This window comes from Vibrio sp. STUT-A16, from assembly GCF_026000495.1.
Lineage (GTDB): Bacteria > Pseudomonadota > Gammaproteobacteria > Enterobacterales > Vibrionaceae > Vibrio > Vibrio diabolicus.
In genome coordinates this window covers 1720438-1734597 of record NZ_AP026766.1, presented here as the reverse complement: position 1 = coordinate 1734597, position 14160 = coordinate 1720438, and the positions used below count along the sequence as shown (strand labels likewise).

The window sequence follows — 14160 nt, the reverse complement described above, 5'->3', positions numbered from 1 at the left end:
CAATATATTTAATTTGGGTTAGGATATCTTGAGTCGAACAGCTTTTCATGTAGTTTATGTTCTATGGTTCACTATTTCACCGGAAAGCGAGAAGAACGTTGTATAAACACCTTTTAAGCAACATTAAGCGATGGTCTCGAATAAAAAAACCGTCACATTTAAACCATTAAAAACCAACGTTTAGAAGGGACAAACTAGCTCAAGAACTACTCGTTATGCCAATTGTATAGAACTCCCACCGTATAACCATCTGGCTCGATATCAGCTTGCAAAACGTGGAAGTCTGAGTTGAGGCTGCTTCTTTGATGCTCCTCAATCATTAACACTTTTAAAACACCTCCGCATGCGCCCAGCCCTCCTAGTTTAACATCAATAAATTGATACTGAGTTTGATCGGTCACCCAGGGAGACAAGAATTGCATAGCATTTAACCATCGAGGCTCATCTCCATCAACGGATAAATGCAACTCACTAAGTGAGTGATCACACCCTACTCCAAGTTGTTTAAACACTTTATCGACAGCAATGCTTTGTTGTTTGGTATCTAAATCAATTCTAACATCATCAGTAACAAGGCCGGACTGTTGAAAAAAGCACTTCGTCAAAATGATCGAGTTTTGAGATTTGGCATGCTCTTCTGCATCGCGAGCAATTTCTATAGCCAGTATCCAAGTTGCTTGTGTTTCGTTAACTTCACGGTTTATCCGATTTAGCGCCATCAAGAACGCCGCTTGACCATAAGGATAAAAATAAATTTCTCTATTGGCAGAGTTACCAAGGATAAGAGAAAACTCGTTTATCAATGCCTTAAGCAAGCTTTTATCTACCGAAGACGGTAAAAGAACGCAGATATTCCCTTTGATATCACTTTGCTCCAGTATCTCGCGCTTAGAGCGCACAAGATTTAATATCTGCTCATACAGTGATTGATCAGGATAGGATCTTGGTGTTTCTGCGGGCAATCTAAAACATTCGTTAGCTATCTCACGAACAGTGTATGGCCTGCCATTAATGGCAAGAAGATGAGTTTGAAATGCGAGTGGCATCTAGCCTCCGATTAAAACCGTAGGCATGCCAGACAGAATTTTACCACCATGAGACGTTGAATCCCCGACCCTTGCCGCTGGCTTACCGTTGATTGTAACGCTAGAAGAGCCTGCTGAGATGCTATCCGGAGGACCTATACAGATAAGCTTATCTCCCTGCCTAGCCGCTGGAATGCCGCCAATTGTCACGTTTGGCGAGCCAACTACGACGGGGCCACCTACATGAGGAATTTTTCCTGTTTTTTTAGGACAAAGATGAAAGCTGCCCAATATTGCGGCTGGTTTACCCACTTTAAATCACCTTAGTTCAATGAAATTTGCCCAGCTTTAAGAGCGATAGCAGAGCCGTTAATAGATATTTTATTGCCTTTGATGTTGATTTCTCCGGAACTAGACATCTGAATCGAAGCGCCACCGACTTTGATCTCGATACTCTTTCCTGCATTAAAAGACAGCACTTCACCCGTTTCATTAGAAAAGTTTTTACCTACTTTCAAGGTCGCATTCTTGCCAATCTCTTGATTGACATCATTCGTCACTTTTTCGGTTTTACTGTTTTGAACGGCAATATCAACACAGTCTTCAACTAGCATTTGGAAAAGTTTTTCGGCATGAAGATAGATGTGTTCTTCACCGGGTTTGTCATCAAAGCGCAACTCATTAAAATTAGATGTGCCTTTTTGTACAGAACGCGATTTATAACCACTTTGAGAGCTTTGCTCTGGTAACGTGTAGGGAGGGAGTTGACTACCATTGTACAGTGACCCCGTAACAATTGGCTGGTCAGGATCGCCATTGACAAACTCGACGATGACCTCTTGTCCTACTCTAGGATGAAACACCGAGCCCCATCCGTTACCCGCGATATTTTGCGCAACACGAATCCAACATGAGCTGTTTACATCGTATTTACCAACACGATCCCAGTGAAACTGAACTTTAATACGACCGTGTTTGTCTATGTAAATTTCGCCATCTTTGTTTCCCGTTACCACTGCGGTTTGCAAACCTTTCATCTGAGGTTTCGGATAGTTCACTGAAGGGCGAAGGATTGTTTTTGAGTCAACACAACTAAATGATACTTTAACACCTTGCGCAGCAGTGCCACCTTGACCAGTCTGATTATAAACAGCCGCAGATAAAAAAACGGAGGACAGTACGTATTCTTTGCCGACTCGAGACTTATCTTCATGCTTTTTAAACTTAAAGCACTTTCCCACACTGAACGTTCGACACGTTGCCTCGCCACGGCACAGATATGCGTTTTGCTGTAGTGCTTCTATAGCGTGCGTGTTTCTAAGTGCGTATTGGTCATCACTTTCCGTTTCACCCATGTATTCAAAATACTCGCTTTCAGGCACGGTAAAAAAATCACTTTCACCCTTGGCAGTATTTTTAGGATTAGACGAAGGCTTAAGCATGTTATAGCCAGACTTTTGGCTTGCTTTAGTCGTCAAAACTTGGGTTTCATGCCAAGAAGAAATATGGCTAGACTTAGCCGTACCTGTATCAAAATCGACTAAAAACTCTGTACCCGGCTTATAGAAACTGATGTCGTCAAAAATCTTAAGCGTGTGGACAGACTTAGTGTGTGTGAAACAGAACGATAGCCCTTCTTCTGACAATAAGCGTCGGACAAATTCAAGGTCTGACTCTTCATATTGCACTTTGTATGTGTATTTAGGGTACGACTTAGTTAACTCAAAACTAAAGGCGACACTATGCTCCGAGAGTACTTCGGAGATAATTTCTTTTATATCTTTATGCTGAAATATTCTGCAATTTTTTCTATAATCGGCGAAACGTAATTTAGGCTCTATTAATAACTCTATATTTTTATAATTCTCACCATTATGAGCATTAGAAACTCGTTGCCCTTCCAATCTTGCAGCAGATACATAGCCATGTATATAACGAGGTTTTGAAGAAACATCCTCACTATTTTCAAGGGTAATTGTTACTTCTTTACCAATTATTTCGTTTAACTCACTTCGTTGATCATTAAAGTAAGCTTTAGCACGCAATGAAAAAAGTTCTGAGATCTCTTCTCTATACTCAAATGAGTTTAGTATGATGGCATCTTTTCCGAATGGAGAGGAAATTCGGATGAAATTGTTATCTTGAGTTGCTCTTTTCATTAAATACTTCTTTCAAAAAATGCGGGGGAATATTCCCCCGCATAAAAATTACATTTGTTGACCTTTAACACCGCTGTAGCCGTATACCAATGGCGCAGAAGTGTTGTTTTTATCGTCAGTAGGAGTCACTGTCATCATCATTTCAGTGTAAGAAATAGTGATGGTTTCAACTGGACGATCATCCTGGATAGAAACTGAGTAGTTAGAAATCATCGCATCAGTCAGTTCGATCTTCATGATTTCTTCAACTTTCTCACCCTGCTTAGTAATATGGAAAACCGCAGGTTTACCTTTACCAATTGTCGCTTCTTTAAATAAGTCAGGAGAAGAACGGTCTTGAAGTTTAGTGATAGTCAAATCATATAGACGAGTAGCGCTCGCTTCACGGTCCATCGCTGTACCAGTGTATGATGAGATCTCACGACCTACACTCCAATCTACAGATAGTAGTGTAATCAAATCTTTATATTGCTCGGCAGTTGCCTCACCCTTAATATCTGCGTATTTAAGATACGTATTAGACTGCATGCTAATCTCCTATAGCATTATTAATTGACATATATCGTAGTAATTTAATTATCTGACGTTTGATGATAATTAGTGATTAATGTATCAAAAACTTCATTTTAAATACGCCCTGTTATATCTTTAAATAAGACTTAATTTAAGCGTTTTTTATAAAAAATAATAGTTAATATGAACCAACTCCCAATTATTATTGAGAGTGTAAAGGATGTTAAACTATTGAGACATCAAGTCCACTAGTTGTACCTTTAACAATAATTTCATCAAACGTCTTATCATTAAGAATTGCATGCAATATTTCATGAGAAATCTTAGGAAGTAATGTGTTTTCTATGGTTGTCTGTACCACACGTGCACCGCTCCCCGACTCATTACTATTGTCTACAATATCATTAATTAGTTCTTCATCAAAAAATAGGTCAGCGCCGTAATTTTTACGAATGCGATTCGTAACTTTGGCTAATTTTAATTTTGTTATTTCTATCAATACTTCTCTTGATAGAGGCAAATAAGGTAATACATTAACACGTCCTAAAAATGCAGGTTTAAAGTCAACCAACAAATCGTCACGCAAAGCATCTTTTAGTGCTGAAGGTTCTGGAGATAAATCAGGATCAGAATACAAAGACATCGTCGTTTCGGTCCCTGTATTCGCGGTCATAATAATAATAGTGTTTTTAAAATCTATATCGCGACCTTCACCATCTTTAATTGAGCCTTTATCGAATACCTGATAAAAAATATCTTGAACTCCAGGGTGTGCTTTTTCCATTTCATCCAAGAGAATCACACTATAAGGTTTGCGTCTGACGGCTTCAGTAAGTACACCACCTTCGCCATACCCAACATAACCTGGAGGCGAGCCTAATAATAAGGAAACTTTGTGCTCTTCTTTAAACTCGGACATATTGATAGTTGTGACATTCTCTTCACTGCCGTACACTTTCTCTGCAATAGCTAAAGCAGATTCAGTTTTACCCACTCCACTTGGTCCCGTGAGAAGAAATACACCATTTGGTCGTGTCTCATCCGTGAGCTGTGCACTGGCAGTTTTTATCACTTCAGACATGACTTCCAAAGCGTGATCCTGTCCGACAACTCGTTTACACAAACTCTCTTTCAAACTCAGTACAGCTTGGATTTCATCATCCTGAAGTTTGCCCAGTGGTATCCCGGTCCAATCTGAAATTACTTCTGCAATAAGCGCTTCATTGACATGCGAAAATACTAATGGCTGCGAGTTAGCGGAGAGGCTACTTTCGAGCTCTTGTAACTTGTCCCTAGCAGTCTCAGAACCCTCCTTGATTATTTGAGCTCTAAGTGACTTAGCTTCACTTACCCACTCTTTTTCTTTCTCCCACAGCATCTCTAGTTCAACTATTTCAATAGATAGAACATCAATCTCTTTTCTGATATCTTGCAACTGCATATCAAGAGGTGCTCCTAGCTGACTTTCTTGGCTTAGGTGCTCATACTCAGCTTGCTTAGCTTTTAGTTTATTCCTTTTCGCATCTAGACCTCCCGGTGTAGACGATTGACTTAACGCGACTCGCGAGCAGGCTGTGTCTAAAACAGACACAGCCTTATCTGGCAGTTGTCGGCCATTAATGTATCGAGCTGAGAGTTGAACGGCAGCATTGAGGGCCTGGCTAGTGATGTGGACGTCATGGTATTGTGCCATTACGTCAAGTAAACCACGTAACATCTCGATCGCTAGCTCCGGCGCTGGCTCGTCGACCTTCACTACTTGAAAGCGTCTGGTAAGAGCCGCGTCTTTTTCAAAATACTTTTTATATTCTGCCCAAGTTGTTGCTGCGATCGTCCTGAGTTCACCTCTCGCTAACGCTGGCTTTAGAATATTCGCTGCATCACCTTGTCCTGCTTGTCCCCCACCACCAATCAGACCATGTGCTTCATCGATAAACAAAATAATGGGTTGTGGTGCGTCGTTAACTTCTTTCACAAGGTTTTTAAGTCTGTTTTCAAACTCACCTTTCATGCCAGCACCAGCTTGCAATAACGCCAGATCCAAAGACTTAATCGCTACATTTTGTAGAGCAGGAGGTACATCGCCATCGATAATCTTTTGCGCCAAGCCTTCAACAACGGCTGTTTTTCCAACGCCAGCTTCACCAGTTAGAATCGGGTTGTTTTGTCGACGTCTTAATAAGATGTCGATCATTAAACGGATTTCATTGTCTCTACCAATAACCGGATCTATCTTACCTTCCCTAGCCTGCTCAGTAAGATCTGTTGTAAATTGATTCAGCGCAGAATTCGCGTTTGATTTCCCTAGGTCATTCGATCCTGATTGACGCGTATTACTTTCTTTAAAGTTCAATAACCGAGATGGTTCTATCTTGTTTAGCTCAGGGCTAATCGAACCAGCCATGTTGACTAACGTATTATCGGACAAGTAGGCAAATAAAAGATGAATGCAATCCAACTGCTCCTGATTGAATTCAATCGTTGCCGATAGCAAAGCATTTTGCATCACAGTCACTGTGTGAGCTGAAAGACCTGGGACCGATTGACATCCCGTTTTGTATTTTTCAAGTGTCTTTTGAAGATCAGTTTCAACCTTGATTTTATCGACATCAAATTCGTCGAAAACTTCCGAGTAAATATCGGCAGGGTGTTGAATAATCGTCATTAACCAGTGAGACATTTCAATACTGTGATGGGTTCGAGAGCTTGCCATCGCAGCTGCTTGTTCAAGTGTTTCCTTAGCCTGAGGAGACAATCTTTCGACCAACGCTGAAAGTGAGAGTGAAGCCATTATGTTTCCTTTAAATAGTAATTGTTATGGTTCGATCTTTTGTGCGTTTATGTTTTTTAAGTACAGAACCAACACCTAACTGACCATGTTTTTTTGATAAACAAACTTGAGGTAATAAACTATGTTTGGTGGTGAGCTGCCATTTCACTTGCTTATGCTTACCAATAAATTCATAAGCCGCACGTTTAATAATTTCTACATTTGGATGGTTAGGCAGTAATTTACTAACCAGATCTTTGTGCTTTGGCAGAAACTCGATCGTTGTTCCTGCGTTTATATTCCAAGCTTTCGAGCCTAAGGATGCTCCGGAACCAAGTTGAGCAAACTGCCCTTCTGGCATAGTTCGAGATGAAAGACGTGTTTGCTCTTCTTTTGCAAGATGTAGCCACTGCCCTTGAAACTCATGAATCTTTACTTGGCATCCAGATAAACATTCAAGAACACTTTTTAGTCCAGCTTTACTTCTCGTCGGTGAAGCAAAAACACCACCATAGTGCAGGGACAAAGAACTACCCTGCCCAGTTAATGCCGATTTACAATCTTCTAAAGGTGAACGTAATCCCTGTGCATGAGCACGAGACTGAACGGTCAATTGACTTAGTTGCCAGCATCGATAGTAAAGAGACAGTAAACGATGGTTAAAAATATCGTAGAAGTCCACCATTGCTGTATCGCCTTCTTTTTGACGATGCAAAGCTAACTCGCTGTAGTGCTGAGGAAGCACCCCCTGCTCACCCGTTAGGCCTATCAGATTAGTTTCTAGTGCTAGCTTGTGGCTATCAATATGTTTCAGATCGCAAAGCTGCGCATTTTCAAAACCTAACGATGGGTTGACCTTTAGGTTTAGTTTTTCATGCTTAGGTAGAGCATCTGTCCCTATTTGTGCCTCGGCTTGCAAGATCTCGTGTTCGATAAGGTGAATTGCTTCAAACAACGGATGTTGCTTTAGATCTCGATAAAATTGCTCCGCGATCATAGCAACACCTTATCGCCAGTTAATGCAGGCCATAAGTGGAAGGGTTTTCCCGTTGACTTAAGTCTTATTTCTAGCTGCGTAAAAATGTTAATTTCAGCATATTGTGCAAAGTAAACGGATAGCACACTACCTAGGAGGAAGATTTGCTCTTTAGGTAAAATTTGATCAGAAACCGTCAAAATGATTTTTATACCGTGCGCAAAACCAACTTTACCTTTCTGACTTACTCTGCCTGTAGTCGGCTCGAACTCTAACTTCGCTAAAGCATCAATTACCGCTTTCGTTTCTGCGGTCCCAGAAAATGCATAGAGATTCAGAGTTTGCTTCAAAGTTGTTAATCCATCTTCTTCGGTAAAGTGGTTTAAAGTTAGAAGCTTAGTTAACTGCCATCGTGTACTTTCATCCATTTCTGGCCGGAGGGTTTCTGATATAGAAACTAAACAACGAACTGACTCGAAGTTGTCATTTACTTCCGGCAAAGAGACTTTTGGAAGACCGCCTCCAAATGGAAGCTTCTGCGCTAAATTACGATTGCAGCACTCCGCTTCAACGTACATTAACCAGTTTTCTCGGCTCTCTGGACTGAACAATTGATGCCTTTTATCAACAAAAGAAATGTAAGTTTCCCTGCCCGGTTCATCGTATCCACCAGCCCAATTTTTATCCTCACGTCTCATCAACCAATAAATTTCACTCGCGTTCATATAATGCGTGTGCTCACCAGCGTGATAACATGGCAGGTTGTGATACGTTTTGTTCCAGTTTCTCAACGTTACGTCAGAAATAGAGACAACCTCATTACTCTCGGCTTCCTGGTATTGCGGTGATAAGTGGTAATCGTACTCGGTTGGTAGAATACGCTTGGGCTCCATAACACTTTTAAATAAGTTGACGACTGGTACACAACCAACCATCAAGCTCTCTTCATCCACTTGCTTAGGAAGCCAATCATCATTGGTATCAAAGTAAAAATACAGTTCAGCTTGCTCTCCAAGAGCTAACTCTGATAATCCGAGTTCAGTGATATCAAAGAACATGAACTTCTCAGGGAAATGCAGATACTCAACAAGTAATCTTGCTCCCGAAAAGCTTCTCTTACTGTATGGAACAACCTTCTCATCTTCTGAAAATCCCACTTCAATAAGATGCCTTTTCGTTAAAGAACGAACTTCTTTGCCACCCGCAACGACAGATAAACCAATTAGATTTTGAAATAGCATTTGGTAAAGTTTAAACGTCAACTGAGATTGCCCGTTTAAATAAAAGCGCAACCGTTCTAATCCCATGTCACTCAGAGATGTCTCTTCATCTTGAGCGGTGAGCTGGATTTTCAAAACTGAATGAGCATGGCTTTCCCATTGGGAGCCCACCGATTTAAGCGGTGCGTTTTTGAAAGCGCCAGAGGTCACATCAACAGGGTACATTCTGACCGGATAACAGGTTCTAAACTCGCATTCGTGGTATCCAGGAGCACCGATAACGACTCGCTCACCTTCTTCTACGTCAAAAAAAGAGGAAGTGGAGCTAGAGCAGTTCATCTTAATGACGGACATTGATGGAATTGGTGCGTGAAAATCCGGATATAACTGCCCCATCAAAGATTCAGTGAACTGAGGATAACTATTGTCTAAACTTTGTCTAATCCTTGCCGTTAGAAATGCACAGCCTTCTAGCAATCTTTCTACATGTGGATCGTCAACCTGCTCCTCACTGATACGGAGTCTCGCAGCGATCTTAGGATACTGCTCCCCAAACTCTTGTCCTTTGTGACGTAAATAAGCTAACTCGCGATTATAGTATTTGAGAAACTCTTCACTCATTTCGCTCTACTCAGTTTCATACCTAAATTTACCGGCTCTACTTCAGAATTGAATCGCACTTCATGAATGCTGTTATCGATTAAGCAAGTGGCGCTAATTTGCAACCTCAACACCCTATCAATAGCGTTTTTCTCGTCCGAAATCTGGACATAAGGATTCCTTAACCTAGGCTCGAACTCTTTAATTGCATCATGAACAATGTCACAAAGCTGATTCTGCCCCTCTTGGCTGCTATAAGGCATCGAGGAAAAATCTGGCAGACCATAATTCAATATTGAGTAGCGAACCTCTAAAAGGTCATCAGGAATGTTTTTCCATCCGATACGACTATTTAACATAGACTCCAGATCTCTAAGCAAGCTGTTCAACATCTGTTGTTGGCTCGTAGGGAAATCTTTTTCATCTCTAGTTGAAGGATCACTATCCATCAATTTGTCCAGCAGAGAAACGGTTAAAGACATGTTCTTGTTACGCTATTTGTTTCGATTCTAACAATGTAGTCAAGTCACAGATTGGGAGGGCTGAATCACCAACTAGCCAACATTTTTGGCCTAAACCCACGAAGGATTCTTGCTCACCAAGCTGCTTCCAATCCGTTTCTCGACCTAGCTTTTGTGCGTCAGTTTCTGAGTCAACATAGGTCAATGGCATATGACCTTCTCCTTCGCCAAGTCCGTCAATATCAAACTCTACAGGTCGCCAAATACTTTCTAATAAAGAGGTAGGTGCTTTTATTTCTAGCGCTTGAATGCTAGAAATTGGAACAAGAAAATAGTTACCCGCGGTGGAAAACAGTTCAATGTAACCACCTAAACGATCATCAATATCCCTAGCATCTTCATAGTTTGTACCGTTTATGTTAAAGCCTTTAATAGTACGATGCTCTTCAATGCTATGCGCTAGGTGTGACGCTTCTGCATAGTCTTGATTTTTGAGAGCGAGGTTAAAGCGAACAAGCTCTTTAGTGAATTCCTCGTCACCTAATACCTTGGCACTAGCCGCACCGTCGATAAAATCTTTTCTAGCCTGGGCCGCTTTCACTAAATGTCGCAACTGACTTGCACCAGGTAGATACTCAGGAAACAATTTGATCGATTGCATAAGTTGCTCATCCGCACGCTCGAAGTCTCCATCAATGCAAAGCAGCTCAATGAACGAGCTTCTCAAGCTTGCATCTTTAGGCGCCGCTTTAATTTCATCAATTAATAGCTCTAGAGCTTGTTGCAATTGGCCTTGGGACAAAGCATTTTTCCATTGGGTCATTGTTATTTCCTTACACCAAGTGCTCTGGTGATAATTCAGTAATTAATTTAATGCTAGATACCATTTGATCGAGCTGGAAGTGCGGTCGCAAATGGATAACAGAGTAATAGTGTCCTGGAGTTTCTCTTTTCTCTCGAACCGTAATTTTCGCTTCATTTAAGGGATACTTCGCCCTAAGTTCATCAGATGCTTCATCCGACGCGGTAGTGTACTGATGCAACCATCGTTGAAAGTCTCGCTCTAGGCTTTCTGCATCTTGATACCCACCAATCTTGTCACGCCCCATAACCTTGAGATAATGTGCAACTCGCGACACACACAACGTGTATTGCAACATCGACGTGAGCTTTGCATTCGTTGAAATGTGTTTTTCTGCATATTGCTTAGGCTTGTAGAGAGATACATTCGAGGTCATCCCTACCATATCGGTTTCAGGTACAGGAGAAATAGAAATGAAACCGCATTCAGACAACTCTTGTTCTTTTCTCTCAGAGATCTTTAAGTTTAAAGGACATCTTTCACGGTCATTCTTGCCATTAACACGCATTTTGTTCCTAGTAGGAGCGACGATAATGCCCTGACTATAATCCCCTTGCTTAATGCCTCGCATGTGCGTAAACCACCCATGCTCCTGAAACGCTCTAATTGATACGGCCGCAAAACAATACGCACTACTCCCCCATAGCAAATCGCGATTAGAGTCGTAGACATGCTCTTGAAAGTCGAACTGATCGTTGCGTGAACCATCACTTTTATATGGCTGACGGAATAAAACATTCGGCGCAGTCAGGCCAATAAATTTGGTATCATCGTTGTCTCTCAAACTGCGCCATTTTGCGTAATCTGCCTGTTCAAATTGGGCCGCAATATCTCTTATCGCAGAGAGCTGTGAAAAACTGTCAACACCAAACATCTCCGGCGATGCTGACATAATGAACGGGCTGAATGCTGCCGCTGCAGACTGAGAGATCTTGCTGAGCACAGACAGATCTCTATCAAAATAATTTTTACTCGCATCACAACGAAGTTGATAATCGCCAACTACCACGCCAAAGGGTTCTCCCCCGGCCATGCCATATTCATTTTGATAGAGCAGCTTAAATAGTGCTGATTGGTCAAACTCGATGGCTTTTAGTGCATCTTTACTGACTTCATTCCATGTTGCCGCCAACACCTTGACTTTGACGGAGTCTGATGAGCGAGTGTCGACCTGTTCGCATAAATACCTCACGCCGATCCAACCTCTTTCGAGTTGTTGAAACTCAGGATGATGTATTATTTCGTTTAATTGAGATTCTAATAGCTCATCAATTCGGTTTATCGTGTTCATCACACTATGACGAAAACTGTCCAAATCTCTTGAACGCGTACCTTCTAGCCAAATTCGAGCTGCCTCTACAAGATCAGAAGATTCATTGAATCGAGTCAACCAAGGGCTATCAAGCTCAGCATAGCCCCCTGTGCTGAATTCATGCTTTAGCTTACTGGGATCGCGAAAGTTAAGTGACACTGCTATTTCCATCTAGAACATAACGATTTGGTATGGCTGGCCTTACGACCAGCCAATTCATCTCTTATCCACCCGACTGAGGGATCTTTGCAACAAGTCGCAAAGATGTCGTCAATTCTTCCATTTGCAGCCAAGGCTTAAGCCATGCTACAGCATTGTAAGAACCTGGTGCGCCAGGGATTTCCTTAACCTGGACACGAGCATCTGCTAGAGGGTATTTCGCTCGGATCTCTTGACCACCACCCTCTGAAGCATTTACATAGCCTAGAATCCAGCGGTTCAACCAAGACTCAACGTCTTCTGCTTCCATAAAGCTACCGATTTTATCTCGAGCCATTACCTTCAAATAATGCGCAAAACGAGATGTCGCCATCATGTAAGGTAGACGTGCTGAAATCGCCGCATTAGCCGTTGCTTCTGGAGATTCGTGGTTCGCCGGTTTTTGACAGGTTTGCGCACCAAAGAACACCGCATAGTTGGTGTTTTTGTAGTGACAAAGCGGTAAGAAACCAAGTTTACCCAACTCTGCCTCACGTCGGTCGGTAATACCAATCTCTGTTGGACACTTCATATCAGGATCGCCATCATCACTCATGAAGAAATGTGTTGGCAAATTATCCACTCGACCACCACCTTCTGCACCACGGATAGCTGTACAGAATCCATATTTTGAGAAGGCGTCTGTTAACTTAACACCAAGAACGTACGAAGAGTTCATCCAACAGTAGTCATTATGCTCAGCATTGACAGCAATACCTGACACTGGATCTACTTCGAACTCTTCAAATCCAAATTCCTCAACTGGAGCAGTGGCTTGTCCGTATGGTAAACGAGCCAGAACTTTCGGCATAGTCAGGCTAACAAAACGTGAATCAGCACTCTCACGGAACGAACGCCATTGAGCGTATTCTAGCGACTCAAAGACCTTGTCTAGATCGCGTGGTTTTGACAGTTCAGTCCACTCATCAAAACCAAATAGTGCTGGTGAGGCCGCGGACAAGAATGGGGAGAAGCCTGAAGCGGCTACATTTGACATTAGGCGCAGCGACTCAATATCCTCTGGGTGGTTGGTAAACTCATAGTCACCAATTAATGCACCATAAGGTTCACCACCTGCACTGCCAAACTCAGACTCGTAAACTTTCTTAAAGATCTGGCTTTGGTCAAATTCAACCGCTTTACTCAAGTCTTTATGTAACTCTTTCTTGGTCATACTCATCATGCGAATTTTCAGAGTAGAGCTCGTCTCTGAGTTCATCACTAGATAATTTAAACCACGCCAAGAACCTTCAAGTTTCTGTAATTCAGGATGATGCATTACTTCAGACAACTGATCAGAAATCTGTTTATCAAGTAAATTAATTGCTTCACGAAAAGTGACCGTTAGGTTTTTGTTCCAAGTAACCGTCCCTTTCATCGCTTCTTCAGTGAGCGTTTTAATTAGCTCTTCAGCACGAGAGGCTTCTGTCTGCTTAGTTGCACCAATAGCTTGATCTAAAAATGAAGTTGTTTGTTCATTAACAGTTGGATCTAACTGCTTTTCAGCTTCAGTCGTCATTATTCAGCTCCTTCAGTACTGTCTGACTTCGCTTTCTTGCCAAGATCTAACTCGCCCGCAAGTTTTGCCAGATTGTCTGTGTTGTTCAAAACATCCTCTAAGATGTTTTCAAGCTCTTCAGAACGGTCAACTTTTGTCATCAAATCACGCAGTTTATTACGCGTTTCCATCAGTTGGCGCAGTGGATCAACTTGATTTACGATCGCAGCGGGCTCAAAGTCTTGCATTGATTTAAAGTTCAAATCCACCTCAAACTGTGAATCGTCGTTCGCAAGCTTGTTCGCAACTTTGAACTTAACCGATGGGTTCATCTTTTTGAGCACATCATCGAAGTTGTCTCGATCGATCTGAATAAAACGGCGGTCTTTCAAAGGCTTCAACGCTTCAGTGTTTTGACCAGCGAAGTCACCCATTACACCTACAACAAAAGGTAGCTCTTTCTTAAGAGTTGTACCTTCAGTTTCAACATCATAGGTAATGTGGACACGAGGCTTCCGTACTCGTGACAGTTTCGAGTGGATACTCGTCATACCATTCTCCCTTTA

The 14160-nt window shown here is 41.9% G+C and carries 12 protein-coding genes; all 12 read right to left on the bottom strand.

Annotated elements, in window-relative coordinates; translation table 11 throughout:
- Positions 1–206 precede the first annotated feature (206 nt).
- Positions 207–1046, bottom strand: coding sequence for an NAD/NADP transhydrogenase subunit beta (locus OO778_RS24420; protein WP_104972671.1), 840 nt, complete (start codon positions 1044–1046; stop codon positions 207–209).
- A complete protein-coding gene (locus OO778_RS24415) occupies positions 1047–1337 on the bottom strand; it encodes a PAAR domain-containing protein (protein ID WP_005375969.1) in 291 nt (96 codons plus the stop codon). It abuts the gene before it with no gap.
- A gap of 11 nt (positions 1338–1348) precedes the next feature.
- Positions 1349–3184: a type VI secretion system tip protein TssI/VgrG gene (gene tssI, locus OO778_RS24410; RefSeq protein WP_264912052.1), complete on the bottom strand. Its 1836-nt coding sequence runs from the start codon at positions 3182–3184 to the stop codon at positions 1349–1351.
- Positions 3185–3232: 48 nt separating this feature from the next.
- On the bottom strand, positions 3233–3712 hold the full coding sequence (locus OO778_RS24405) for a type VI secretion system tube protein Hcp (RefSeq protein WP_005375967.1): 480 nt from the start codon (positions 3710–3712) through the stop codon (positions 3233–3235).
- Positions 3713–3920: 208 nt separating this feature from the next.
- The gene (tssH, locus tag OO778_RS24400) at positions 3921–6488 is read right to left on the bottom strand and encodes a type VI secretion system ATPase TssH (RefSeq protein ID WP_264912003.1); all 2568 of its coding nucleotides are present in this window, start codon (positions 6486–6488) and stop codon (positions 3921–3923) included.
- Positions 6489–6498: 10 nt separating this feature from the next.
- Positions 6499–7464, bottom strand: coding sequence for a type VI secretion system baseplate subunit TssG (tssG, locus tag OO778_RS24395; protein ID WP_046875360.1), 966 nt, complete (start codon positions 7462–7464; stop codon positions 6499–6501).
- A complete protein-coding gene (gene tssF / locus OO778_RS24390) occupies positions 7461–9284 on the bottom strand; it encodes a type VI secretion system baseplate subunit TssF (RefSeq protein ID WP_046875359.1) in 1824 nt (607 codons plus the stop codon). Before tssF ends, tssG begins: the two co-directional genes overlap by 4 nt.
- Positions 9281–9745, bottom strand: a complete 465-nt coding sequence (gene tssE / locus OO778_RS24385) for a type VI secretion system baseplate subunit TssE (protein WP_012842186.1) — start codon at positions 9743–9745, stop codon at positions 9281–9283. Before tssE ends, tssF begins: the two co-directional genes overlap by 4 nt.
- A gap of 7 nt (positions 9746–9752) precedes the next feature.
- Positions 9753–10547: a type VI secretion system accessory protein TagJ gene (locus OO778_RS24380; protein ID WP_074189670.1), complete on the bottom strand. Its 795-nt coding sequence runs from the start codon at positions 10545–10547 to the stop codon at positions 9753–9755.
- Between the two features lie 10 nt (positions 10548–10557).
- A complete protein-coding gene (gene tssC, locus OO778_RS24375) occupies positions 10558–12069 on the bottom strand; it encodes a type VI secretion system contractile sheath large subunit (protein ID WP_046875358.1) in 1512 nt (503 codons plus the stop codon).
- A gap of 52 nt (positions 12070–12121) precedes the next feature.
- On the bottom strand, positions 12122–13615 hold the full coding sequence (gene tssC / locus OO778_RS24370; protein ID WP_005396386.1) for a type VI secretion system contractile sheath large subunit: 1494 nt from the start codon (positions 13613–13615) through the stop codon (positions 12122–12124).
- On the bottom strand, positions 13615–14145 hold the full coding sequence (gene tssB / locus OO778_RS24365; protein ID WP_005396385.1) for a type VI secretion system contractile sheath small subunit: 531 nt from the start codon (positions 14143–14145) through the stop codon (positions 13615–13617). The genes tssC (OO778_RS24370) and tssB overlap by 1 nt, the downstream gene beginning before the upstream one ends.
- Between the last annotated feature and the right edge of the window lie 15 nt (positions 14146–14160).